At 62.0% G+C, this 22,538-nt stretch carries 18 protein-coding genes; 13 read left to right on the top strand and 5 right to left on the bottom strand.

What is annotated here, in order from left to right:
• The first annotated feature begins 88 nt into the window (after positions 1 to 88).
• The 4 genes from MPC4_RS02410 (at position 89) to dksA (ending at position 3,691) form a co-directional block, all read left to right on the top strand.
• Entirely contained in the window at positions 89 to 847 is a 759-nt protein-coding gene (locus MPC4_RS02410; protein WP_244628805.1) for a metallophosphoesterase, read from the top strand.
• 83 nt (positions 848 to 930) lie between these two features.
• The gene (locus MPC4_RS02415; protein WP_174511111.1) at positions 931 to 1,683 is read left to right on the top strand and encodes a hypothetical protein; all 753 of its coding nucleotides are present in this window, start codon (positions 931 to 933) and stop codon (positions 1,681 to 1,683) included.
• A gap of 106 nt (positions 1,684 to 1,789) precedes the next feature.
• Positions 1,790 to 3,016, top strand: coding sequence for an NADP-dependent isocitrate dehydrogenase (locus MPC4_RS02420; RefSeq protein ID WP_174511112.1), 1,227 nt, complete (start codon positions 1,790 to 1,792; stop codon positions 3,014 to 3,016).
• 267 nt (positions 3,017 to 3,283) lie between these two features.
• Entirely contained in the window at positions 3,284 to 3,691 is a 408-nt protein-coding gene (gene dksA, locus MPC4_RS02425; RefSeq protein WP_134492411.1) for an RNA polymerase-binding protein DksA, read from the top strand.
• A gap of 176 nt (positions 3,692 to 3,867) precedes the next feature.
• Here the strand turns inward: dksA and MPC4_RS02430 are convergent, their stop codons facing one another.
• A complete protein-coding gene (locus MPC4_RS02430; protein ID WP_174511113.1) occupies positions 3,868 to 5,085 on the bottom strand; it encodes a flagellar biosynthetic protein FliO in 1,218 nt (405 codons plus the stop codon).
• Positions 5,086 to 5,566: 481 nt separating this feature from the next.
• Here MPC4_RS02430 and cckA point away from each other — a divergent pair, with 481 nt between their 5' ends.
• Complete coding sequence (gene cckA / locus MPC4_RS02435; protein ID WP_174511114.1) at positions 5,567 to 8,077, top strand: cell cycle histidine kinase CckA; 2,511 nt, start codon at positions 5,567 to 5,569, stop codon at positions 8,075 to 8,077.
• A gap of 25 nt (positions 8,078 to 8,102) precedes the next feature.
• Here the strand turns inward: cckA and MPC4_RS02440 are convergent, their stop codons facing one another.
• Positions 8,103 to 8,426 (bottom strand): hypothetical protein, encoded by a 324-nt coding sequence (locus MPC4_RS02440; protein WP_425312412.1) that lies wholly within the window; start codon positions 8,424 to 8,426, stop codon positions 8,103 to 8,105.
• A gap of 114 nt (positions 8,427 to 8,540) precedes the next feature.
• Positions 8,541 to 9,059 carry a hypothetical protein gene (locus MPC4_RS02445; protein WP_174511115.1) on the bottom strand — a complete coding sequence of 173 codons (519 nt, stop codon included), beginning with the start codon at positions 9,057 to 9,059 and terminating at the stop codon, positions 8,541 to 8,543.
• Between the two features lie 380 nt (positions 9,060 to 9,439).
• Here MPC4_RS02445 and recA point away from each other — a divergent pair, with 380 nt between their 5' ends.
• From recA to MPC4_RS02480, 7 genes are all read left to right on the top strand, one after another.
• A complete protein-coding gene (recA, locus tag MPC4_RS02450) occupies positions 9,440 to 10,504 on the top strand; it encodes a recombinase RecA (RefSeq protein WP_134488727.1) in 1,065 nt (354 codons plus the stop codon).
• A gap of 264 nt (positions 10,505 to 10,768) precedes the next feature.
• Positions 10,769 to 13,459, top strand: coding sequence for an alanine--tRNA ligase (gene alaS / locus MPC4_RS02455; RefSeq protein WP_174511116.1), 2,691 nt, complete (start codon positions 10,769 to 10,771; stop codon positions 13,457 to 13,459).
• 88 nt (positions 13,460 to 13,547) lie between these two features.
• Positions 13,548 to 13,952: a phasin family protein gene (locus MPC4_RS02460; protein WP_134488731.1), complete on the top strand. Its 405-nt coding sequence runs from the start codon at positions 13,548 to 13,550 to the stop codon at positions 13,950 to 13,952.
• A 153-nt stretch (positions 13,953 to 14,105) separates the two neighbouring features.
• Entirely contained in the window at positions 14,106 to 14,621 is a 516-nt protein-coding gene (locus MPC4_RS02465) for a SixA phosphatase family protein (protein ID WP_174511117.1), read from the top strand.
• Positions 14,622 to 14,710: 89 nt separating this feature from the next.
• Positions 14,711 to 15,757, top strand: coding sequence for a hypothetical protein (locus tag MPC4_RS02470; protein ID WP_174511118.1), 1,047 nt, complete (start codon positions 14,711 to 14,713; stop codon positions 15,755 to 15,757).
• Positions 15,758 to 15,866: 109 nt separating this feature from the next.
• Positions 15,867 to 17,381, top strand: coding sequence for a YcjX family GTP-binding protein (locus tag MPC4_RS02475; RefSeq protein WP_174511119.1), 1,515 nt, complete (start codon positions 15,867 to 15,869; stop codon positions 17,379 to 17,381).
• Between the two features lie 24 nt (positions 17,382 to 17,405).
• Entirely contained in the window at positions 17,406 to 18,473 is a 1,068-nt protein-coding gene (locus tag MPC4_RS02480) for a YcjF family protein (RefSeq protein WP_174511120.1), read from the top strand.
• 91 nt (positions 18,474 to 18,564) lie between these two features.
• Here the strand turns inward: MPC4_RS02480 and MPC4_RS02485 are convergent, their stop codons facing one another.
• Both MPC4_RS02485 and MPC4_RS02490 read right to left on the bottom strand, forming a co-directional pair.
• Positions 18,565 to 19,902, bottom strand: coding sequence for a hemolysin family protein (locus tag MPC4_RS02485; protein WP_174511121.1), 1,338 nt, complete (start codon positions 19,900 to 19,902; stop codon positions 18,565 to 18,567).
• A gap of 391 nt (positions 19,903 to 20,293) precedes the next feature.
• A complete protein-coding gene (locus MPC4_RS02490) occupies positions 20,294 to 21,328 on the bottom strand; it encodes an aspartate-semialdehyde dehydrogenase (RefSeq protein ID WP_174511122.1) in 1,035 nt (344 codons plus the stop codon).
• Between the two features lie 313 nt (positions 21,329 to 21,641).
• On the opposite strand from MPC4_RS02490, the gene MPC4_RS02495 reads away from it, so the two are divergent.
• Positions 21,642 to 22,535, top strand: a complete 894-nt coding sequence (locus tag MPC4_RS02495; protein ID WP_174511123.1) for a hypothetical protein — start codon at positions 21,642 to 21,644, stop codon at positions 22,533 to 22,535.
• The last annotated feature ends 3 nt before the right edge of the window (positions 22,536 to 22,538 follow it).

The raw sequence follows: 22,538 nt of genomic DNA on the forward strand, positions 1-22,538 counted from the left end.
CCTAACAAGTAAACAAGAAGTCCGTAAAACGCCGATCAAGCGTGGCTCCGCCTTTGCCAAAGCCTTGATGGACGCTTCAAGTCATCGAATGTCGAATATTGCTTTGATGTGGAAACCGCGCCTCATCGGAACCGCGCCAGCGGCTCCCACTGTCCCCGAAGGGGTCAGAATCTATGCAATTGGAGACATTCATGGGCGCGCCGACCTGCTCGAACAGACATTCGTCCGAATCGACGCAGACCTGCTCAGGCATCCGATAGCCAATCCCATCCAGGTCTTTCTCGGCGATTATATCGATCGCGGCCCGAAATCTTCGGACGTTCTGACGCAGTTGATCAATCGCGGAAAAGCGCACCGGACCGTCTGCCTCAAAGGCAACCACGAGCTCTATCTTCTCGAATTTCTGCGTAATCCGGCGATATTGCGCGCCTGGGGCCAATATGGCGGATTGACGACGCTCTTATCTTATGGCCTGAGGCCGAGCCTCAATCCGGACGAGGAGGAAGAGGGCGAGCTCTCCGCAGGCCTGCAACGCGCTCTGCCGAAAAGCCACCATCAATTCCTCAGCTCCCTTCCTTTGTCCTACGCATGTGGCGACTTCTTTTTTGTTCATGCCGGCATCCGGCCGGGGGCGTCGCTCTCCCGGCAGCGCGACGATGATCTGCTGTGGATCAGGGACGAATTTCTCTCGCACGAGGAGTTATTTGAAAAAATCATCGTTCACGGCCACACGCCTGTCATGGAGCCTGACGTACGGAGCAATCGCATCGACATCGATACGGGCGCCTACGCCACGGGGCGCCTGACCTGCCTGAGGCTGGAGCGCGATCAAATCGACTTCATCTAGAATTTTGGGCTTTGGGTTATTGTGTTGCAATCCGGCTTGCAAACCGCTCGTCTGCGCGCGAATGATCAAGGAGGGAGTGATCGATGAGTTTGGAACCACCCCGACCGGGCTTCATGTTCGCGCCTGAGGCGAACGACGAATTTTTCCTGCCGGAGCCGGTCGGGCTGCGCATCGGCATTCTCGCCTTTTCGGGCGTTCTCGTGATCGCAGGCCTATGGCTGCTCGTCACCGCGTTGTTGCTGCCGCAGGCGATTGCCCTCCCGCTCGACAGGACGAGCGCGGCGGCCGCCGCGGCTTATCGCGACAACGCCCTCTGGGCGGCGCGGCTCGGCGTCGTCAGGGGAGACCTTTTCGCGCAGGCCGCCTATACCGACGCGGATCTTATCTGGCTATACCGGACGCACGGCCCTGACGCGGCCAACGCCGCGCGTCTGCAGCGCGCAAAAGCCAATGCAGAAGCCGCCGTCGCTCTGGCTCCCGTCAACGGCGCGGCATGGCTGCTTTTAGCCGAACTGCCGCCCGGGTCCGGCAAAGCCGCGGAGGCGAAGGGAATGATCGCGCTGCAAATGTCCTATTTCACGGCGCCAAACAACGCGTCCCTCGCGGCGGCCCGTATCGAGCAGGCGCTCGCTTCTCCCGAGCCGCTCGACAGGGACCTGCAGGAGTTCATGAAAGGCGATTTGCGCCAGATCCTGACTTTGCAGCCGGAGCAGAAGCCGGCGATCCTCGCAGCCTACAAAGCGGCGACGCCGCAGAACCAGGCGAGCTTCGAGGCGCTCAGCGCCCAGGCCGACCCGGATTTTGGCCAATCCCTGCGCGGCGACGCGCCCAAATGAGACCGCGGCTTCTCCCCACCGAGCCGTCCTTTTTTCAGCGCATCGAATAGACGCGACGAAAGACGGTCGGGACATTTCCAGCACTCAACTCGAAAAGGTCGAAATAATGAGCAAGATCAAGGTCGCCAATCCCGTCGTCGAACTTGATGGCGATGAGATGACCCGGATCATCTGGCGTTACATTCGCGAGAAACTCGTTCTGGCCTATCTCGATCTCGATCTGGAATATTATGATCTTTCCATCGAAAATCGCGACGCCACCAATGATCAGGTCACGGTGGACGCTGCGAACGCGATCAAGACGCACGGCGTCGGCGTGAAATGCGCGACCATCACCCCCGACGAGGCGCGCGTTAAAGAATTTAATCTGAAGCAGATGTGGAGGTCTCCAAACGGCACGATCCGCAATATTCTGGGCGGGGTGATCTTTCGCGAGCCGATTATCTGCCAGAACGTTCCCCGTCTGGTGCCGGGATGGACGCAGCCGATCGTGATCGGGCGCCATGCGTTCGGCGACCAATATGCCGCGACCGATTTCAGGGTGCCGGGCAAGGGACGCCTGACGATCAAGTTCGAAGGCGACGACGGCTCCGTCATCGAGAAGGAAATCTACAAATATCCCGGGGCTGGCGTATCGCTGTCGATGTATAATCTTGATGATTCCATCCGCGATTTTGCAAGAGCCTCACTAAACTATGGCCTCGCCTCCAAATATCCCGTCTATCTGTCGACGAAGAACACCATTCTGAAGGCCTATGACGGGCGCTTCAAGGATCTGTTCCAGGAGATTTTCGAGACCGAGTTCGCTGATAAATTCGCGGCGGCCGGCATTACCTACCAGCATCGCCTCATCGACGACATGGTGGCGTCATCGCTCAAATGGTCCGGCGGTTATGTCTGGGCGTGCAAGAACTACGATGGCGACGTCCAATCGGATACGGTCGCGCAAGGGTTCGGCTCGCTTGGCCTTATGACCTCGGTGCTGCTCAGCCCGGACGGCAGAACTGTGGAAGCAGAGGCCGCGCACGGCACGGTGACGCGCCATTACCGCGAATATCAGCAGGGCAAGGAAACGTCGACGAATTCGATCGCGTCGATCTTCGCCTGGACTCGCGGCCTCTCGCATCGGGCCAAGCTCGACGACAATGCCGAACTCGCGGCCTTCGCGCAAACACTGGAGAAGGTCTGCGTCAGGACGGTTGAGTCAGGCTACATGACCAAGGATCTCGCTCTCCTCGTCGGCGCCCAGCAAAAGTGGCTCTCGACGACTGGCTTCCTCGACAAGGTCGACGACAATTTGCGCAAGGCGATGTCAGGCGCCCTCAAGGTCTGAACGCTTCGTCTATCCAGGGCGGCGGCCGGATTTGCTCTCGCCGCCGCTAGGCGTCCAGTACAATTATCATCTCTTGACATTTACTTGAAGAGGCGCTGCCCCGGCGCCATCCGATTCGCTCGCCCAGATGTGAATGCCGCATAAGCAGGGCGCCCCCGCAAAAAGGAATAACTCAAGACGCGGGCGAGACTTACGATTGAATATGCGCGCCGCAATCGGTATAAGGCTGGCAATTGGGTTTGGGGAGACTTTCCGGTGCCTGCCGAAATGGTCGAAGACGCCTATAGACCTTCTGAAGAAGAGACGTTCATGAATGAACGTCAGCGCGAGTATTTTCGTCGCAAACTTCTGGCATGGAAGGAAGATATCCTACGCGAAAGCCGCGAGACGCTCGTCGCCTTGCAAAGCGAGAATGAAAATCACCCGGACGTCGCAGACCGGGCTTCCTCGGAGACCGATCGAGCCATTGAGCTCAGGGCGCGCGATCGGCAACGCAAGCTGATTTCAAAGATCGAAGCGGCGCTTGGACGATTGGACGATGGAACCTACGGCTATTGCGAGGAAACCGGTGAGCCTATCGGTTTGAAGCGTCTCGATGCGCGGCCGATCGCAACCCTCTCTGTCGAGGCGCAGGAACGCCACGAAAAACGCGAACGCGTCTACCGCGACAGCTAATAGCGAGCAGAATCGATCCCCTGAGGAATCATCATGCTCCAGAAGCGGCGGCCAAGCTTCGACGCCGCCACCGCTCGATTGAAGAGATCATGGGGTAGCTAAGCTCAGGTCCGGTAATCGCAGTTCGAATCGCCGCCCCCCCCCCCGAAATTGATGCCCGATTGGAAATCCGAGGCTTAACGACTGGGTCCCCGTCCGAGAAGCTTCGCCATTTCTTCTTCGAGCGAATCGATCGGATCGAACGCCGAGGAAGCGGGCTTTTCCGGCTGCGGCTCGGACTCCTCCCCGCGTTCCAGCGCGGCCTCGACATCATCCGCTGGTTTTTCCGCGACGATAGCAAGCTCGGCTGGCGCAGTCTGCGCCGCCTCGGGGGCCGCAGGCTCCAATTTCTCGACGATCGGGGCCGGCGGCGCGGCGGCGGCAGTTTCATCTCCAGCGCCGTCCCCGTTCGCCGGGGGCGTGGCCAGCGGCTCAGATAATGGTTCGGCGGCGAGCGGCGCGGCCTCGGCAGGAGACTCCGCGGGTGCGCTCGGAGCCGCCGCCGTTGAAGAGATCGATGCGGCCGCCGACTTCGCCATCATCTCGGCTAGTTGGCGCGGCGGCGACGGCCGCAGGAAAGGAGTCGCCAATGGCGCGCGCGGAAAAACGCTTCCCGGCCCGGAGGCGCCCTCTCCGCGCGCGGCAAGGTCTGGGCGCAGGAGAGGTTCGCGTGGCGTCCGCTGCGGCGGCGTGAGCGGCTGGGCGGTTCGCCGGGGCGGAAGGGGAAAGGCCGGCGATCGGGGGGGCGATGCTGGAGGCGGCGGCGAAGCAGGCGGAACGGACGGCGGCGCAACTGAGAACTGATCTGCGGCGGGAGCCGGCGCAACTGATTCGGGTTCCGATGCGATCGGCGACGGAATTGGCGTGGCGGGCTGAATGGGAGCCCGGCGGCCCAACGGCTCGCGCGAGGCGACGCGCGCCGCCACGGGTTCAAGCTCGGGTTGCTGCCACGGCGGAGGGCCGGGCGCCGGGGCAGGACCTGAACCTTGGCCCGCCGCCTGGCTCTGCGGCGCCTCTTTCGGTTCGCGCAGATCTTTTTCCCGTGGTCTCTCCCGCCCTTCCGCGCGGATGATTTCCGATTCGATGACGAGATCGTTCGGACCGCCGATCATCAACAGATGCTCGACATTATCCCGCCGGATGATGACAAGCTGACGCTGACGATCAAGGTCGAAGGCGTCCACGACGCCAAGCCGCGGAAGCCGCGTCCTGCCGGCTCCCGGCATTTTCACGCGACGCCCATAGGCAAACCGGAAAACGACGAGGATGAGCGCCAAAGCGAGCAGAAGAACGATTGCCGCAGCGATGAAGGTCAAACTTTTATTCTCGGACATCTTGTCGAATATGGCCTGCATTAGCTGGGCTCGCTCGAAAACATGGGATGACAATCTGCATCGTGACTCGTTCGATCGCGCGCGAGCAACACAAGATGACGCCGCACCTTAGAAAATGCGGCTCGTTCGATCAAGGCTCGCAAGATTTTCACGCAGGCGACGCCACTCCCTTCAAACGAAAACACGCCGCGGCGGCGATTTCTTCCCGCAATGGGAGCGTTGACTGGACGCCGTCCGCTTTGATGCGCTGTAATATCATGACATTCTTGTGCGAGACGTTTATTGAGGAAATCTTCCTGGATGCGATTGCCAACGCGAATCGGGAATTGCATCCTCGCGGTCGAAGCGCGCCTGACGATAGAGCGCCCGAGCTTGCGGCGGCGAGCGGACTTCAGGACGCCGGCGCGAAAGCGGCCTCGCCTCCCTCCGCGCTTCGCCCCTCGGCGGGAATCGGGGCGCGGCGGGGTCTGATTCGCGTTTTGCCTACGCCGGACAAACAGCCATGACCGACCAGCCGATTCCCGCCGCCTTCGAGAGGACCGAGCGCGCAGGCAGCCCCGCCCTCGTCCTGGTTTTCGCTCTGTTTCTCGCAGGAGCGGCGGCGCTCTTTTCGTTCCTGCCGAAAGACGAGGCCGGAAATGTCGTGCTGGGCCTCCTCGCGGCGCTCGCGGTCGTCGGCGTCTTTGCCGTCTTCGCTTTCGCGGTCGGTCTTCTTCAGTTCGCGGGGCAAGCCGCCAAAAACGACATCACAAAGCTGATTTGCGACGGCAACCAGGAAGGGCTGATCGCAACCGACGCCCCGGGCAAGATCATTTACGCCAACGAGACTTACATGAACCTGTCCGGCGCCCGTAATCCGGCCGATCTGCGCCCCGTGGAGCGTCTTTTTTCCGGCGCGCCAGACGTGTCCGAAGCCATCTACCGGCTTGCTCAGGCGGCGCGCGACGGCAAGCCCAATGTCGAGGAGCTGCGCCTCAGTCCGCCGCTCAGCGGCGACGGACGCGTCGGCTGGTACAAGATCAAGGTCCGGCCGCTGCCTTTCGCAGGCGTGAGGCGCGCCAATATCTGGACCGTCGCAGACGTCACCCGGGAGCGCGAGCGGCAGGAGAACGTCTTTCAGGAATTGCAGCACGCGATCGATTTTCTCGATTATGCGCCCGCGGGGTTCTTTTCCTGCGATCGCGACGGCGCCGTTTCCTATATGAACGCGACCCTCGCCGCCTGGCTCGACTATGATCTCGCGCAGGTCGGCTCGGGTGGTCTTGCGCTTGCGGACTTCCTCGCCGGCGACGGCGCCTCGCTGATTGCCTCGATCGCAGGCGGCGCGGGCGAGGTGCGCACCGAACAGTTCGACCTCGATCTGAAACGGCGCGGCGGTCAGAGCCTGCCCGTCCGCCTGCTGCATCGCGTCGCTTTCGGGAGTGACGGAGCCGCCGGGCCCTCGCGCACCCTCGTGCTAAACCGCGCGCCAGGCGAGGAGCCGGCCGAGGATCTGCGAGCGGCGGAAGTCCGCTTCGCGCGGGTTTTCAATTCGACGCCCATGGCGATCGCTATTCTGGACGCAAACGGAGGCATCGTGCGCTCCAACGCCGCTTTCGCCCGGCTGATGCCCGAAGCCTTGAAATGGGCCGATGTCGGAGCTGGACGCTCAATCTATGCCGGAATTCTGGAGCGCGACCGCAACGCGCTCGAAACGGCCCTGGCCGCCGCCGCCGGGTCACAAACCGATATTCCCCCCGTCGACGTCGCGCTGGCCGGGGACGGCGACCGCTCCGCCCGCCTCTTCATTTCCGCGTCCGACGAGCGAGACGGGGCCGGGGCGACCATTTACGCGCTCGACACCACCGAACAGCGCACCTTGCAGAACAATTTCGCGCAATCGCAGAAGATGCAGGCGATCGGCCAGCTCGCCGGCGGCGTCGCGCATGATTTCAACAATGTGCTGACGGCCATCATCGGCTATTCGGATTTGCTGCTCGCCAATCATCGGCCGACCGATCCCTCCTTCCGCGACATCATGCAGATCAAGCAGAACGCCAACCGCGCCGCCGGGCTGGTGCGGCAGCTGCTCGCCTTCTCGCGCCGCCAGACGCTGCGCCCGCAGGTGCTGCAGCTCGGCGACGTGCTCTCGGATCTGCAAATGCTGATGCGCCGGCTCGTCGGCGAAAAGATCAACCTCGAGTTGCGGCACGGCCGCGACCTCTGGCTCGTTAGAGCCGACCTCAATCAATTCGAGCAGGTCATCGTCAATCTGATCGTCAATGCGCGCGACGCGATGCCGGGGGGCGGCGACATTTTATTACGAACCCGCAACGTCATGCCCGACGAATGCGCGTCTTTTGAAGAGAATTCGCTGCTTGCGGGCGAATATGTCGCCATCGAAGTCGAGGATGGCGGACACGGCGTCCCGCCCGAAGTCAAAGACAAGATATTCGAGCCCTTCTTCACGACGAAGGAAGTCGGCAAGGGCACCGGCCTTGGCCTCGCCATGGTCTATGGCATCGTGAAGCAGACCGGCGGTTACGTTTTTTGCTCCAGCATGTCCGGCAAGGGCGCCACTTTCACCGTCCTTTTGCCCCGCTATGTCGCCGAGTCGCATGAGGCCGCGCCTTCGGTCGAGCCGGCAAAGCCCGCGGCCGACCTCACCGGACACGGCACCATTCTCCTCGTGGAGGACGAAGAGGCCGTCCGCGCTTTCGGCGCCCGCGCGCTCGCTTCACGCGGCTATAGCGTGCTGCAAGCCGCCTCTGGTCTGGAGGCGCTCGACATCGTTGAGCAGAATCAGGGAAAAATCGATCTCGTCGTCTCGGATGTGGTAATGCCCGAGATGGACGGGCCGACCATGTTCGGCGAATTGCGCAAGCGCGGCGTCAAGGCGAAAGTCATCTTCGTGTCCGGCTACGCCGAGGAAGCTTTCGCCAAAAACCTTCCCGAGGGCGAGGATTTCGGCTTTCTGCCGAAACCCTTCTCGTTGAAGCAATTGATCGAGGCGGTCAAAGCCGCGGCGAGCTGAACGCCGCGCTCGCGGCCAAGACGTCTTACTCGATGCCCGCCTCGCGGCTGCGCGCGTTCCAGGCGCCGCGGAAGCGCTTTTCGATCTCGACCGGATCGGTTTCGGCGGTTTTCGCGGCGGCGAGCGCGCCGCGAACGAGCGAGCCTTCCTCGACGGTCAGAACGATCGGGCCCGCCATATAGGCCGCGTTCGGAAGCGCATGCAGGATCGCCGCCTTGTTTGGATGCTCCTTGACCTCGACCAGTTGATCGGCGACAGGATTGCCGTCAATGCAAATCAGCGCGCCGATCACTTCCACTTTGCGTCCGTCCGAAGTGCTTCGAATGAATGTCGTTTGCATCGTCTCCATACATCCTTTCCTGGTTTAGCGTTTGCTTTCTTGTTTTAGCGATTGCGAAGTCAGCGCTAGAGGCGGTGATCTGTTTCACTTTCCAGCGCGTCAATCGCGTCAACTGATCCTGTTCTAGTCAACCGCAGCCGCCAAAGCGGCGATGACGGTTCCTCCCACCAGCTCCATCGCGCCCAGCTCGGAGATCTTGTCGAGATAGCGCTGCGATTTCGCTTTCTCGTCACGGCGCAAATGGATGAAAGCAAGGGCCTTCAACGTATAAAGCGCGAAATGGCCTGGCCCATTGACGTCGGAAGAGATCTGGCCGCTTCTCCAGAGCGTCCAATCGGCGTCCAATCCTGCCTGACGCGCGGCCTCTTCTAGCCCGGCCTCGGCGATCGCCAGCGCTTCGTCGAGATTACCCTGATAGGTATGGATTTTATAAAGGCACAGATAGCTCGGCAAAGCATCGGGCCGCAGCGCAAGCGCCTCGCGAAAGGCAAGGTCAGCGCCGACCGGATCGCGCCGGTAAAGCGACACGCCGCGCTGCAGGATCTCATTCACCTCAGGCAGCACGTCCCCGAAATCGATCAGATTGTCCATTTGGGCGATATTGTTGGCTCGAAGCTTCCACGGTTGGCTGATTTCTGACATGGAATCGCGCGCGCTCTCGGGATTTGGCTGACGTGCGGTGAGAAAGCAATTGCCGTGCCCTACCCGCACGGTAGCTGCAAAAGGGCGAAACATCCGGCCCACCGCGGCCTCGAGGCATGGCGTTAACCATAGCCAAACTTTTGGCTTGTCCCGCCGGGCGGGCGACGCGACCCGTCACACGATTGTTTTTCTATCTCGCGTTGTGCTTTTCCACAGCCGCCAATTGCATATCCCTCTGCCGAGGACGTCACAGGCTGAGAAATATGCTGGATCATTAGAACATAAAAAGAACTTGCGAACGAGAACAAATACAGTACATTCGATAGCAACGCAGATCGCATTGCACTCCTCGCCTAGCCTGTGTCAGAAGGATCAATCACATGAGTCAAGCCAATCTCCGCCTCGTAGAAGGATCGTCCGTGGACAAGACCAAGGCCCTTGACGCCGCCCTGTCACAGATCGAACGCGCCTTCGGCAAAGGCTCGATCATGCGGCTTGGCAAGAATCAGAAAGTCGTCGAAATCGAAACCGTGCCGACGGGCTCTCTCGGTCTCGACATCGCCCTTGGCGTCGGCGGACTGCCGCGCGGGCGGGTCATCGAGATCTATGGTCCTGAATCGTCCGGAAAAACGACCCTGACGTTGCATGTCATCGCCGAAGCCCAGAAAAAGGGCGGCGTTTGCGCCTTCGTCGACGCGGAACACGCGCTCGACACCATTTATGCGCGAAAACTCGGCGTCAATCTCGAAGATCTTCTGGTTTCCCAGCCAGACACCGGCGAGCAGGCGCTGGAGATTACCGATACGCTGGTGCGCTCGGGGGCGGTCGACGTGCTGGTCATCGATTCGGTCGCGGCGTTGACCCCCCGCGCTGAAATCGAAGGGGAAATGGGCGATAGCCAGCCAGGTCTCCAGGCGCGCCTGATGAGTCAGGCTCTACGCAAGCTCACGGCGTCGATCTCGCGTTCGCAAACGATGGTGATTTTCATCAATCAGATTCGCATGAAGATCGGTGTCATGTATGGCAGCCCCGAGACGACGACAGGCGGCAACGCATTGAAATTCTATGCGTCGGTCCGGCTCGATATCCGCCGCATCGGATCGATCAAGGATCACGACGAAGTGACGGGCAACCAGACGCGCGTCAAGGTCGTCAAGAACAAGGTCGCGCCGCCCTTCAAACAAGTCGAATTTGACATTATGTATGGCGAGGGCATTTCGAAAATCGGCGAGCTGATCGATCTTGGCGTGAAAGCTGGCGTCGTAGAGAAATCAGGAGCCTGGTTCTCCTATGACAGCCAACGGCTTGGGCAAGGCCGTGAGAACGCCAAGACTTTCCTGAAAGCCAATCCGGCGATCGCCGATAAGATCGAGCTCGCCATTCGTGAGAATTCGGGGATGATCGCCGACAAGATTCTGGACGTCGCCGACGGCGGCGAGGAATGACGCTTTCCGGCCTCTTATGCCTCCGCTGCGATCGGCCGGTTCTCGAGCATGATCGCGGCGCAGGAACAAGCCGTGCTTCTGGTCTTTCGCGTACGTCTGGCGATGCTGCGGCTCGAAGCCGGCCTCCGGCGCATTTGACGATGGCGCCGGCCGCGCCTTGAGGCGCGTCGCCGCGACTTGCGTTTTGCCGTCGCGCCACGCATTTTGCACCAATTCATGGAGAGCTGCTGCGCGCGAACGCAAAGGCTTAAGACGGAAAAGCAAATGAACGGCGTGAACGAGATCCGCTCGGGGTTCCTCAAGTTTTTCAAGCGGCATGGTCATGAGATCGCGCCATCTTCGCCGCTCGTTCCGCGCAATGACCCGACCCTGATGTTCACCAATGCGGGGATGGTTCAATTCAAGAATCTGTTCACCGGCCTCGAAAAGCGTCCCTATACGCGCGCCGCGAGCGCGCAGAAATGCGTCCGCGCCGGCGGCAAGCACAATGACCTCGATAATGTCGGCTATACCGCGCGGCACCATACCTTCTTTGAAATGCTCGGCAATTTTTCGTTTGGCGACTATTTCAAGCCGCTCGCGATCGAACTCGCCTGGAAATTGATTACGGAAGAATTCGACCTGCCGAAGGACCGGCTTCTCGTCACGGTCTATCATACCGACGACGAAGCTTTCGCGTTATGGAAGAAGATCGCGGGCTTTCCGGACTCAAGAATCATTCGGATCGCAACCTCCGACAATTTTTGGGCGATGGGCGACACCGGCCCCTGCGGCCCCTGCTCCGAGATCTTCTATGATCAGGGCGACAAGCTCCAGGGCGGCCCTCCCGGCAGTCCCGACGAAGACGGCGATCGCTTTCTCGAATTCTGGAACCTCGTCTTCATGCAGTTCGAGCAGATCGGGCCAGATGAGCGCATCAATTTGCCGCGGCCCTCGATCGATACCGGCATGGGCCTCGAGCGCATCGCGGCTCTGCTCCAGGGCGTCACGTCAAATTACGACATTGATCTTTTCCGCGTCCTGATCAACGCCATCGCGGATGCGACCGGGGTTGAGCCGGACGGACCGCAAAAGGCCAGTCACCGTGTAATCGCCGACCATTTGCGCGCCTGCGCCTTCCTCATCGCCGACGGCGTTACACCGTCGAACGAGGGACGCGGCTATGTCCTGCGCCGCATCATGCGGCGCGCCATGCGCCACGCGCAGATCCTCGGGTCCCGCGAACCACTATTGTGGCGCCTCGTTCCGGTTCTGACGCGCGAGATGGGGCAAGCCTATCCAGAACTCTTGCGCGCCGAACCGCTGATCGTCGAAACGCTCCGCCTCGAAGAGGCGCGTTTCATTGATACGCTTGCACGCGGTCTTTCAATTCTCGATGAAGCGGTGCGCGATCTTCCGGGCGGCGCGGCCCTTCCCGGCCAGGTCGCCTTTAAGCTCTACGACACTTACGGCTTTCCCCTCGACCTGACCCAGGACGCGCTGCGCGCGCGTTCGCTCAGCGTTGACGTCGAAGGCTTCAACACCGCTATGGAGCGTCAACGCGCTGAGGCCCGTAAAGCCTGGGCCGGCTCCGGCGAGGCGACCACCGAAAATATCTGGTTCCCCATCAAGGAGAAAGCCGGCGCGACTGATTTTCTCGGCTATGACGCGGAGCGGGCCGAAGGCGTCGTCACAGCGATCGTCAAGAATGGGCTGCCAGCCGATCGCCTCGGCGTTGGCGAGACTGGTTCGATCATCCTCAATCAGACGCCTTTCTATGGCGAGTCGGGCGGACAGGTCGGAGACACCGGCGTCATGCGCGCCAGCGGCGTGCGCTTCCGGGTGACGAACACGCAAAAGAAACTCGGCGATCTTTTCGTGCATGAGGGCGTCGTCGAGGCCGGCGAAATTCATCCGGGGCTTGCTCTCGAACTTGCAGTCGATCACGCCCGCCGCACGGCGATCCGCGCTAATCACTCGGCCACGCATCTGTTGCACGAAGCGCTGCGTCTCGTGCTTGGCGATCATGTCGCGCAAAAAGGCTCGCTCGTCGCGGAAGATCGCCTTCGTTTCGACTTCGCGCATCTGAAGCCGATTTCGGAGGCCGAGTTGAGCCGCGTGGAGGATATCGCCAACCGCGCGGTTCTTCAGAACGCGCCCGTCGTCACGCGGTTGATGGCCGTCGACGACGCGATCCATTCAGGCGCGCGCGCTCTATTCGGCGAAAAATATGGCGATGAAGTTCGCGTCGTGACGATGGGTTACGCGCAGGACCGCGAAGATGACGGCGAGGGCCGCGCCAACCGCGCCTTTTCGGTCGAATTGTGCGGCGGCACTCACGTTTCCCGGACCGGCGACATCGGACTCATCACCATAGTATCCGAGTCGGCGGTCGCCGCCGGCGTGCGGCGCATCGAAGCCAAGACCGCGGATGGCGCGCGACGTCATCTCAACGCCCAAGCACATCGGCTTCATGACGTCGCAGGGCTCCTCAAGGCGCCAGAGGAGGACGCCGTCAAACGCCTTGCGTCGCTCATCGACGAGCGGCGCAAGCTCGAACGCGAGCTGACCGAGGCCCGCAAGAAACTGGCGATGGGCGGCGCAAATGCGAGTCAGTCAAATCGCGCTCAATCCATCGGCGGAGTCACGTTCCTTGGACGGTCGGTGACGGGCATCGAGTTGAAAGATCTAAAATCGCTGGCCGATGAAGCAAAGCAGAGCGTCGGCTCTGGCGTCGTGGCGATCGCCAGCGTGGATGATGATGGCAAGGCCGGAATCGTCGTTGGCGTGACCGCGGATCTCGTCGATCGTTTCGATGCGGTCGCCCTCGTTCGGCTTGCCGCGGCAAAGCTGGGCGGCAAGGGCGGAGGCGGCCGGCGCGACATGGCGCAGGCGGGGGGCCCGGACGGCGCCGGCGTCGATGCGGCATTGGCCGCTATCGGGGACGCCCTTCAGGCGGCTCAAACCGCCGCCTGAAAGCTGGGCCTGCTCAATTAATGTCGGCGCGATGCAACTCCTCATTGAGTGAGCGGTTCTATGGCTTGATGGCCCATGGAGGGAGATCATGTCCGACATCAATCTTAAGGACGCTAATGCGGCGGCTGATCTCAGCGCGAGCACCCTATCGTCGACGACGAAAAATCTGCAGGCCTTCGCAGCTGAAATCGCAGAAATGTCGCGCCAATCAATCGAGCATACAACCGATACGATCGAAAAGCTTCGCAACGCCCGAGGCCTGTCAGAAATCCTCACAATTCAAACCAATTTCATGAGGGAGGCATTCGAGCATCTGTCTCAACATACGCGCAAGTTCAGCGAGCTGATGACCTCGCTTCCGCTCGAAATGAGCAAGACCTATGCGCAGCTCTGGACGAAATCGCTGGATTCAGGGGTAAGGACCGTGGAGGAAGCCGGTGAAAAGGCGGCGGCGAACGTCGAGCGCTTGTCTCAGACTTATCGCAATCCATGAAAGGCCGACGCTCGAGCGACCGCCTGCCGGCCACTGCGAAAACGCGGGCGACCCTCATTTTAAAGTGTGATGGGCGGGCTCTTTAATATGTCATAAAGGCATGCCAGAGGTGAACCTTGCTCCGGCATAATTTCCAGATGAGTTCCGCTTCGCATGCCTCGGCTCCTCCTCCTTCGTCATGCCGAAGCTGCGCCGTCGGCTAGCAGAAGAGATATTGACAGGCGGCTGACGCCGGGGGGCCGCAGCGCTGCTGTTAGAATAGGGGCCTACCTCCGATCGGCGGCTCTCGCGCCAAATTTGGTTTTTGTCTCTCCGGCGCAACGAACGCTCGAAACGCTCCAGGAAATTGAGCGTGGCCTTGGCCGAGACCTGCCTTATGTCACCGTACCGGCGCTCTATCACGCGAGCGCGGAGACGATTTTTGCGGTGCTCTCCGAGGCGCCCTCAAACATCGACACACTTCTGATGATCGGGCATAATCCGGGTTTCGCCGAAGCCGCCAACGTCCTCTCGAAAGCAGGAAATAAAGCGGATCTTGCAAGATTGCGCGCGCAATTTCCAGCTCCCTGCCTCGCCGTGATAGATTTGGCTCCGATCGACTGGAGCGACGCCAATCACGCCCGAGGTCGCCTCGAACGTTTTGTGACACTCGCCACCTTGGAAAAGTGACGGGGCGGCGCTTCAGCGCTACGCAGACGTCAACGACAATCGGCGGATAGAAGCCAGGCCGGTTTGCGGCCCGCTGAGGGGACAGGCTCATGCTTCTGGAACTGTTCGGCGTTGTTGCGCTTGTGCTCGGTTCAACGGCCTCGGTCAATATTGAAGCAGACGCGAACGGAGCCGCTCGGACATGGACGAGCATGGAGAAAATGTCGGCCCTCGCTATCTCTCGCGTCACATTTCTTCCCGTTGAACGGGCTGTATCGAATTGGCGTTGGGAGGCGGCGCGCAGCCTCGACGCGTCCCCGCGATCTCTCGCCGACGTCATCGCCGACGATCGGCTGGGGACGCCGCGCTGCGTAAAGCTCAACAATTATTGGTGCGTCAAAAGAGCAGGCTGGGCGGGAGAGATCGCCGCCGATTCCGAGGGCCATGTCGCCTTTGCTTCCGCTTCGGAGGGAGCGGTCGTCGCAGCGATGCTGCTGCGGCGCTATTATCTGGTCTATAATCGTCGCTCGGCCCAAGCGATTCTCTCTCGCTGGGCGCCCGCTCAGTGCGGCGGGGTCAGCGCCGCTCGAGGCCGGGGCGGCGCCATTCGGCTTGGCGCGCTGACGACCCGCGGCATAGCAAATACATTGCGAGCGCGCTGGCTAGCCTCGCACCGTCGAGGCTTCGCCGCGCCCAGGCTGGCGCAAGGATCGGCAACCCTTCCGGCGCCAAAACTTCGGCGTTCGGTCGTGGCTGACAGGCCGGTCAGACTGATGGCCGCACCCGAGATTGCCGTCGGCATGGGCGAACAGGATTTGCCGTCGCGCGCGCCCGTCAGGCTGGCCGCGCTCGAGGCCCCGGACCTCGCTCCGCTTCTGCCAGGCCCGAGCTGCATCGACGAGACCGCGCGCATCCGTCAATATGCGCTTCGCGCCATCGAGGGCGTCGTCGCGAGCCCGGATGATGACTTACAGTTGTTCGCCGCCGATGGGACGCCCCTTTCCAGCCTGTCGCGGCTCATGCAAAACATGGCGAGGGTTGAAATCGGCCCTCTGGCGGCGCGCATCGATCTCATCACGGCGGCGATCGAGGCGGAAGCGCGACGGGACCGGGAGACCCGCGCCGTCGCCAAGACCCCTGGCGATCCGGCGCGGTAACCCGTTTGATCCTCGCAAAGGGGCTTGATTCAAACGATTGCGTTTGGTTTGTCCCATCTGCGTGCGGCGCGCCGGAGCCGAGTTTTCAAAAAGCCAGCCGGATTATCCTTTGCCCCTGTTTTCCGATATTTTGTTTGAAGCGCGGGCCGTCGCGCAAAGCCTTGTTGATCTGTCGGCGGGCGCGCATGTTCGGCTTGGCGTCACCGGATTGTCACGCGCCGGCAAAACCGTTTTCATTACGGCGCTGATCGAACATCTCACCAAAGCGACAAGCCCAAGCCTTCGCGGGCGCAAGAATCCGCTGCCGGTGTTTCGCGTCCACGCCGAAGGCCGGCTGATCAGCGGCGCTCTCGAGCCGCAGCCGGACGATAATGTGCCGCGCTTTGCCTATGAAGATCACATGGAGGCGCTAGCCGGCCCCGATGGGCGCGTCGAGGCGCGCCGCTGGCCGCAGTCGACGCGCCGCATCTCGGAGCTGCGCCTTCGCCTCGAATATCAGCAAAAGGCCGGTCTGCGCCCCGGCCGCCATGCGCTGACGCTCGACATCGTGGATTATCCGGGCGAGTGGCTGCTCGACTTGCCGCTGCTTTCGAAGTCCTTCGCACAATGGTCGAAGGAATCCTTCGCCGCCGCCTCCACCGCCGCCCGCGCGCCTCTCTCCGCGCAATGGCGCGGATTTGCGGCCCTGAAAGACGCCAGGGCCAAATTCAACGAGGAGGACGCACGCCGCGCAGCCGAGCTTTTCACCACTTATTTGCGCGCCTGCCGCGCCGAGGAATATAATTTTTCGAGCCTGCCGCCCGGACGGTTTCTGATGCCGGGCGATCTTGCCGGCTCGCCGGCGCTGACCTTCGCCCCGCTCGCCATCGAGCCAAACGACATTTTCGCGCCCGACTCTCTCGCCGCCATGATGGAGCGGCGCTATGAGGCGTATAAGGCGCATGTGGTGAAGCCCTTCTTCCGGGACCATTTTTCGCGACTCGACCGGCAGATCGTCCTCGTCGACGCGCTCGCCGCGCTCAACGCGGGACCTGCGGCCATGCGTGATCTTGAACTCGCGCTCGGCGATGTGCTGACCGCGTTCCGCGCCGGTCGCGGCAATGTTCTGTCAGCGCTTTTCCGACCGAAGATCGATCGAATTCTTTTCGCCGCGACGAAGGCCGATCACCTGCATCACACCAGCCATGACAGGCTGGAGGCGATCTTGCACCATTTGACCGCGAGAGCCATTGCGCGCGTTGAAAATGTCGGCGCGGAAGTCGATGTCATCGCGCTCGCGGCGGTGCGCGCGACGCGCGAGGCGAGGGTCAACGGCCATGGCGGCCCCGCGCTCGAAGCGGTCATCGGCGTCCCGCTCGATGGCGAACGCATCGGCGATGAACTTTTCGACGGCAAGACCGAGGCGGCGATCTTTCCGGGCGAGCTTCCGGCCGATCCGCGCGCCGTCTTTCGCGATCCCGCGCATGATCCCCGCCGCCCGGCCTTGGCGCATGAGATCGATTATCGCTTCGTGCGCTTTCGCCCTCCAGTCGCGACGCGGGCCGCCGATGGATCTCTGCTTCCGCCACCCCATATCCGTCTGGATCGCGCGCTTCAGTTCCTTCTCGGGGATAAACTGACGTGACGCTCATTCACGAAGGGCGCCTCCATGCAGCCTGACTCCAAACGTCCGCGCGCGTTTCGCCTGCAAGATCTCAATCTCGAATCGAGCGCGGAGACTGAAAATCCGCGCGCGCCGGTGCTGATCGAGCCGACGCGGGACCCCTATGAGGCGGAAGTCGAGGAGGCGATGGCGGAGGCCGGCGGCAATGCCGAGGAAGCGGCCGTCGAGGTCGCGCAGAAAAAGGGCCTCGCGCGGCCCTGGCTCCTGTCGTGGGGCGGCCTCTTCTGGTCGGCCGCCGGCGGCCTCGTCACCTTGAGCTTCGGCCTCTGGCTCAACCATCTTGTCGATGATCTTTTCGCCCAGGCGCCCTTGCTTGGCGCCGTCGGCCTCGGCCTCGCCGCGCTCGCCGGTCTCGCGCTCCTCGTTCTCGCCGGCCGGGAGGCCGCGGGCGTGCTGCGCCAGAGCCGCATCGCCGAATTGCACATCGGCCTGGCCAAAGCGCGCGAGACCGACGACTTCAAAGACGCACGCCGCCTCGTGCAGGAACTCAGCGCGCTTTACGCCGCGCGCGCCGAAACCGCGCTCGCCCGCGACCAGTTACGCGAACTCGCCCATGACATCGTCGACGGCCGCGACCTCATCGACATCGCCGAGCGCACGCTGATCCATCCGCTCGATCTCGAAGTGCGTCGGGAGATCGCCAGCGCGGCCAAGCGGGTCTCGATGGTGACGGCGATCGCGCCGCGCGCGATCATCGACGTCGTGTTCGTGATCGCGCAGGCAATCCGTCTCATCCGGCGCATCTCGACGATCTATGGCGGACGGCCGGGCCTCCTCGGTTTTCTCAAAGTGCTGCGCTCGATCGGCGCGCATATCGCGATCACCGGCGGCATGGCGGCTGGCGACAGCATCGTGCAGCAGGTGCTCGGGCATGGCATAGCCGCGAAGCTCTCCGCCCGCCTTGGCGAGGGGGTGCTCAATGGCCTCTTGACGGCCCGCGTCGGCCTCTCGGCCATGGCGGTCTGCCGCCCGATGCCCTACGCCGTCGGCAGGGCGCCCGGCGTGCGCGACGTCGCGCCTTTCCTGTTCAGCAAGGCCGAGCCGAAGGGGTGAGCGCTGCTTAAGGTCTGAAAGACCGCATGCGCGACGTCTGGTCCCCAACGGATCAGGCGTTTGTCTTTTGCAGTCAGGCTGCGCACGGAGGCTATTTTGGCGCGCCTAGAGAAGCGGTCCGTTGCGCGAGCAGCTTGTCGATCCGTCGGCCGTCCATGTCGACGATCTCGAAGCGCCAGCCCCTATAGTCAAAATGCTCCCCGACTTCTGGAAGGCGCCCCAATTGAGAGAGCGCGAAACCGGCGATCGTGTGGAAATCAGCATCGCCCGGCGGCGCCCGCAAGGTCAGCCGGCTGAAAGCGTCGTGAGCCGGCATCATGCCGTCGATCAGGAGGGAGCCGTCGTCGCGCTCCACGACGTCCGGTTCTTCGCCCTCGACGTCCGGCAGATCGCCAGCGATCGCTTCAAGCAAATCAGTTTGCGTGACAATTCCTTCCAGGCTTCCGTATTCGTCGACGACCGCCGCGAGGCGCACCGGAGCCTTCTTGAATTGCTCCAACACTCGGAAAATCGATGTCGCCTCGTGAACGACGAGAGGCTCACGGATGACCGCCATTGGATCGAGCGTCTCTCCGCGGAGAACTTGATCGAGCAGATCTTTTTTTAAAATCAGGCCCGTCGGCTCGTCTATATCGCCGCGGCCCACCAGCAGCTGTTCGTGGCGGCATTCTCGAATGGTTCGCAGGATCTCTTCACGATCATCATCGGCGTCGATCCAATCGACTTCGCGGCGGGGGGTCATGATGTCGCTGATCCGGCGGTCGCCGATATTGAAAACCCTCTCGACCACTTCCTGCTGCGCCCGATGCAAAAGGCCCCCTTCCTGGCTCGCCGCGACCAGCAGCTTCAGCTCTTCCGGCGAGTGCAGCGATTCCTCGCCAGCGCCTGGGCGCAGACCGAACAGGCGGAGCACCGCGTTGCCGAGGCCATTGAGCAAAACAATTGCCGGCCGCAGGAGGAACAGGAACAATGCGAGCGGACGCACCACCCAAAGCGCCGTCGCTTCGCTGCGTTGAAGCGCGAGGCTCTTCGGCGCAAGTTCACCAAGCACAATGTGCAATGCGGTGATGATGACGAAGGAGATTGCGACGGAGACAGCGTGAGAGGCCGCGCCGGCGAACGCTCCCGCCAGGCCTATTAGCAAAGGTTCGATGAGATGCGCCAGCGCCGGCTCGCCAATCCAGCCGAGGGCAAGCGAGGAGATTGTGATGCCGAGCTGGGTCGCCGCGAGATTAGCGTCAAGATTTCCGACTGCGCGCTGCAAGGCGCCTGCATTTATCCGGCCGGAGGCGACAAGCTCTGTCACTCGGCTTCTGCGAACGGAAACCAATGAAAACTCGGCTGCAACGAAAAACCCGTTCGCAGCCACCAGCACGAGAACGGACACGATTCCGAGAATATCGCTCAAACTGCCATCTCCGGTGGGCATGATCTCCTCTCAATGTTGCCGACGCGAACCGGCGCGTCTCGTAAAATGCGAAATGGCGGCATCAGCGGATACCGCCACAAACATGCCTTAGCTGCGACGACCTCGATTGAATCTGGACGGCGCCAATCATTCCGACCGGTCGCCTCTACGCCGCCTGCCGCGGCTCATCGCAGAACTTTGCCTCGAAATTTTAGTTCGTCATTTGTTCTTTCGCGCGCTTTTCCAGGATCGTCGAGCGCGTCTTGACGGATACCTCGTTCATGGCCGCGACGAACAACGCCATCCTTACCGCAGCGCGCACTGCGCGCGGCCGATGGCATTCTCGCCGCGATTGCCGCTCAAAGCCATGCGTGGCCGCCGGACGCACAACTGCCTTCGAGCAGCGGCGGCTTCACGCCGCCTTTTGCTTCGGCGCGATCAGCTTCCGGTTGATCAGCGTTTCCGCGATCTGCACGGCGTTGAGCGCCGCGCCCTTGCGGAGATTGTCGGCGACGACCCAAAGGATCAGGCCGTTCTCGACCGTCGGGTCCTCACGGATGCGCGAAATATAGGTCGCGTCCTCGCCCGCCGCCTCATGCGGCGTGATGTAGCCGCCGGCTTCTCGCTTGTCGATCACGAGACAGCCCGGCGCCTCGCGCAAAATATCGCGCGCCTCGTCGGCGCTGATCGGATTCTCGAACTCGATATTCACCGCCTCCGAATGGCCGATAAAGACAGGCACGCGGACGCAAGTGGCCGAGAGCTTGATCTTGGGATCGAGGATTTTCTTCACCTCGACCATCATCTTCCATTCCTCCTTCGTCGAGCCGTCCTCCATGAAGACGTCGATATGGGGAATGACGTTGAACGCCATGCGCTTCGGAAACTTTTTCGACTCGACCGGATCGGAAACGAAAATCGCGCGGGTCTGCGCAAAAAGCTCGTCCATCGCCTCTTTGCCGGCGCCCGACACCGATTGATAGGTCGAAACCACGACGCGCAGGATCTTGGCCTTGTCGTGCAAAGGCTTCAGCGCGACGACGAGTTGCGCCGTCGAGCAATTCGGGTTGGCGATGATGTTGCGCTTCGAGAACCCGGAGATCGCATCGGCATTGACCTCCGGAACGATCAGCGGCACGTCGCTGTCATAGCGCCAGGCGGAGGAATTATCGATGACGACGCAGCCCTGCGCGCCGATGCGCGGCGACCATTCCTTCGAGACCGTTCCGCCAGCCGACATCAGGCAGATATCGACGCCGCTGAAGTCGTAATTGTCGAGCGCCTTGCATTTCAGGGTCTTGTCGCCGAAGGAAACCTCCGTTCCGATCGAGCGCGAGGAGGCGAGCGCGACCACCTCATCGACCGGAAAACGGCGCTCTGCAAGAATGTCGAGCATTTCGCGCCCGACATTGCCCGTCGCGCCGACGACTGCGACCTTGAAACCCATCTTATTCTCCAGTTCGGGAGCATGCGCCCCGGCAACGCAGCGCGGCCCGCGCCCGATACTTGGGCTGGCGGACCTGCTCACTCCATTCGCGATCATTATCAGCCCTGTACATAAGCGATGCGCGCCCAAGCTGCAATGCGAGGCGCGCAAGGCCTCGCAGCGGCTACGCTCAAGAAGGCGTTAACAGAGAGAGGCCCCGTAAAGGCTCCGTTGAGCCTAATAGCAAACAGCGGGGCGCCGGTAACGTTTGGCGCAATGTTCGAAACGCATAGTCGCCTCCGGGCCGCTCGACGCGGCGTGAGGAAAGGCTGAAATGCGGCGCTTTGCGTTCGAAGACCAGGGACCGGCGAACGAGATCCGTGAGGCGTTCCATTTCGAGCCGCGCCGCCTGCCGCTGTCGCGCGCCAAACGCTCCAGGCGTTTGCGGCGGCGCCTCATCGGCGCGGCTCTGGGCTCCATCATCTTTGGCGGCGCGCTGGCGCTTTGGCGCCCCCCGAACGACGCCCCCTCCCCCGAATCCCGCGCCGGCCCCCTGGCGCCTTTGCCGGTCTGGACCACCGTCGCCAATGCTCAGCCCTTGTTCGGCCTCGCCTCCCCGGAGTTCGCGCTTGACCTCAAGACCTATGAGGTCCAGCTGCATCGGACCGGCCGCGGGCGCCAGGATATTATGGTCTTTGGCGACGTCGGCGGATCTGGTCCGTTCTTGCGCCTGATCGTCTATCGCGTCGGAACCGAAGGCGCGCCAGCCGCCGCATTTTTCGTCGACCTCGCCCGCCGCGCCGCCGAAACGGGACGCGCGATCACCTTCGCCGCGCAGCCGACGGCGCTGCCGACCAGACTGGGCATGTTCGAGGCCGCCGATCTCAATATGACCCGCGCTGGCGCGCCGGACGCGACCTGCCTTGGCTTTCGCAGCCTCGAAGCGGAAACGTCGCCTGCGCCTCTCGCGCCTACAACACCGGCAGACCTTCGCATCTCCGGCTTTGCCTGCGCCGCCACAAAGGGCGACGCTGGGCCGGCGCTGACAAAGGAAGCGCTCGCCTGCCTCATCGACAAAATTGACCTCCTGCCAAGCGTCGCCGACACGGACCTTGCCGCCTTTTTCGCCGCCCGGGATCTGAGAGACGCCACGGCCTGCAGGGAAGCCATTTCAAACAATGCGCTTTTAAACAATGAATCTCGGCGGTTACGGCCCGCGGCGCCATAACCC

Source organism: Methylocella tundrae (assembly GCF_901905185.1).
In the GTDB taxonomy this organism is placed as follows: domain Bacteria; phylum Pseudomonadota; class Alphaproteobacteria; order Rhizobiales; family Beijerinckiaceae; genus Methylocapsa; species Methylocapsa tundrae.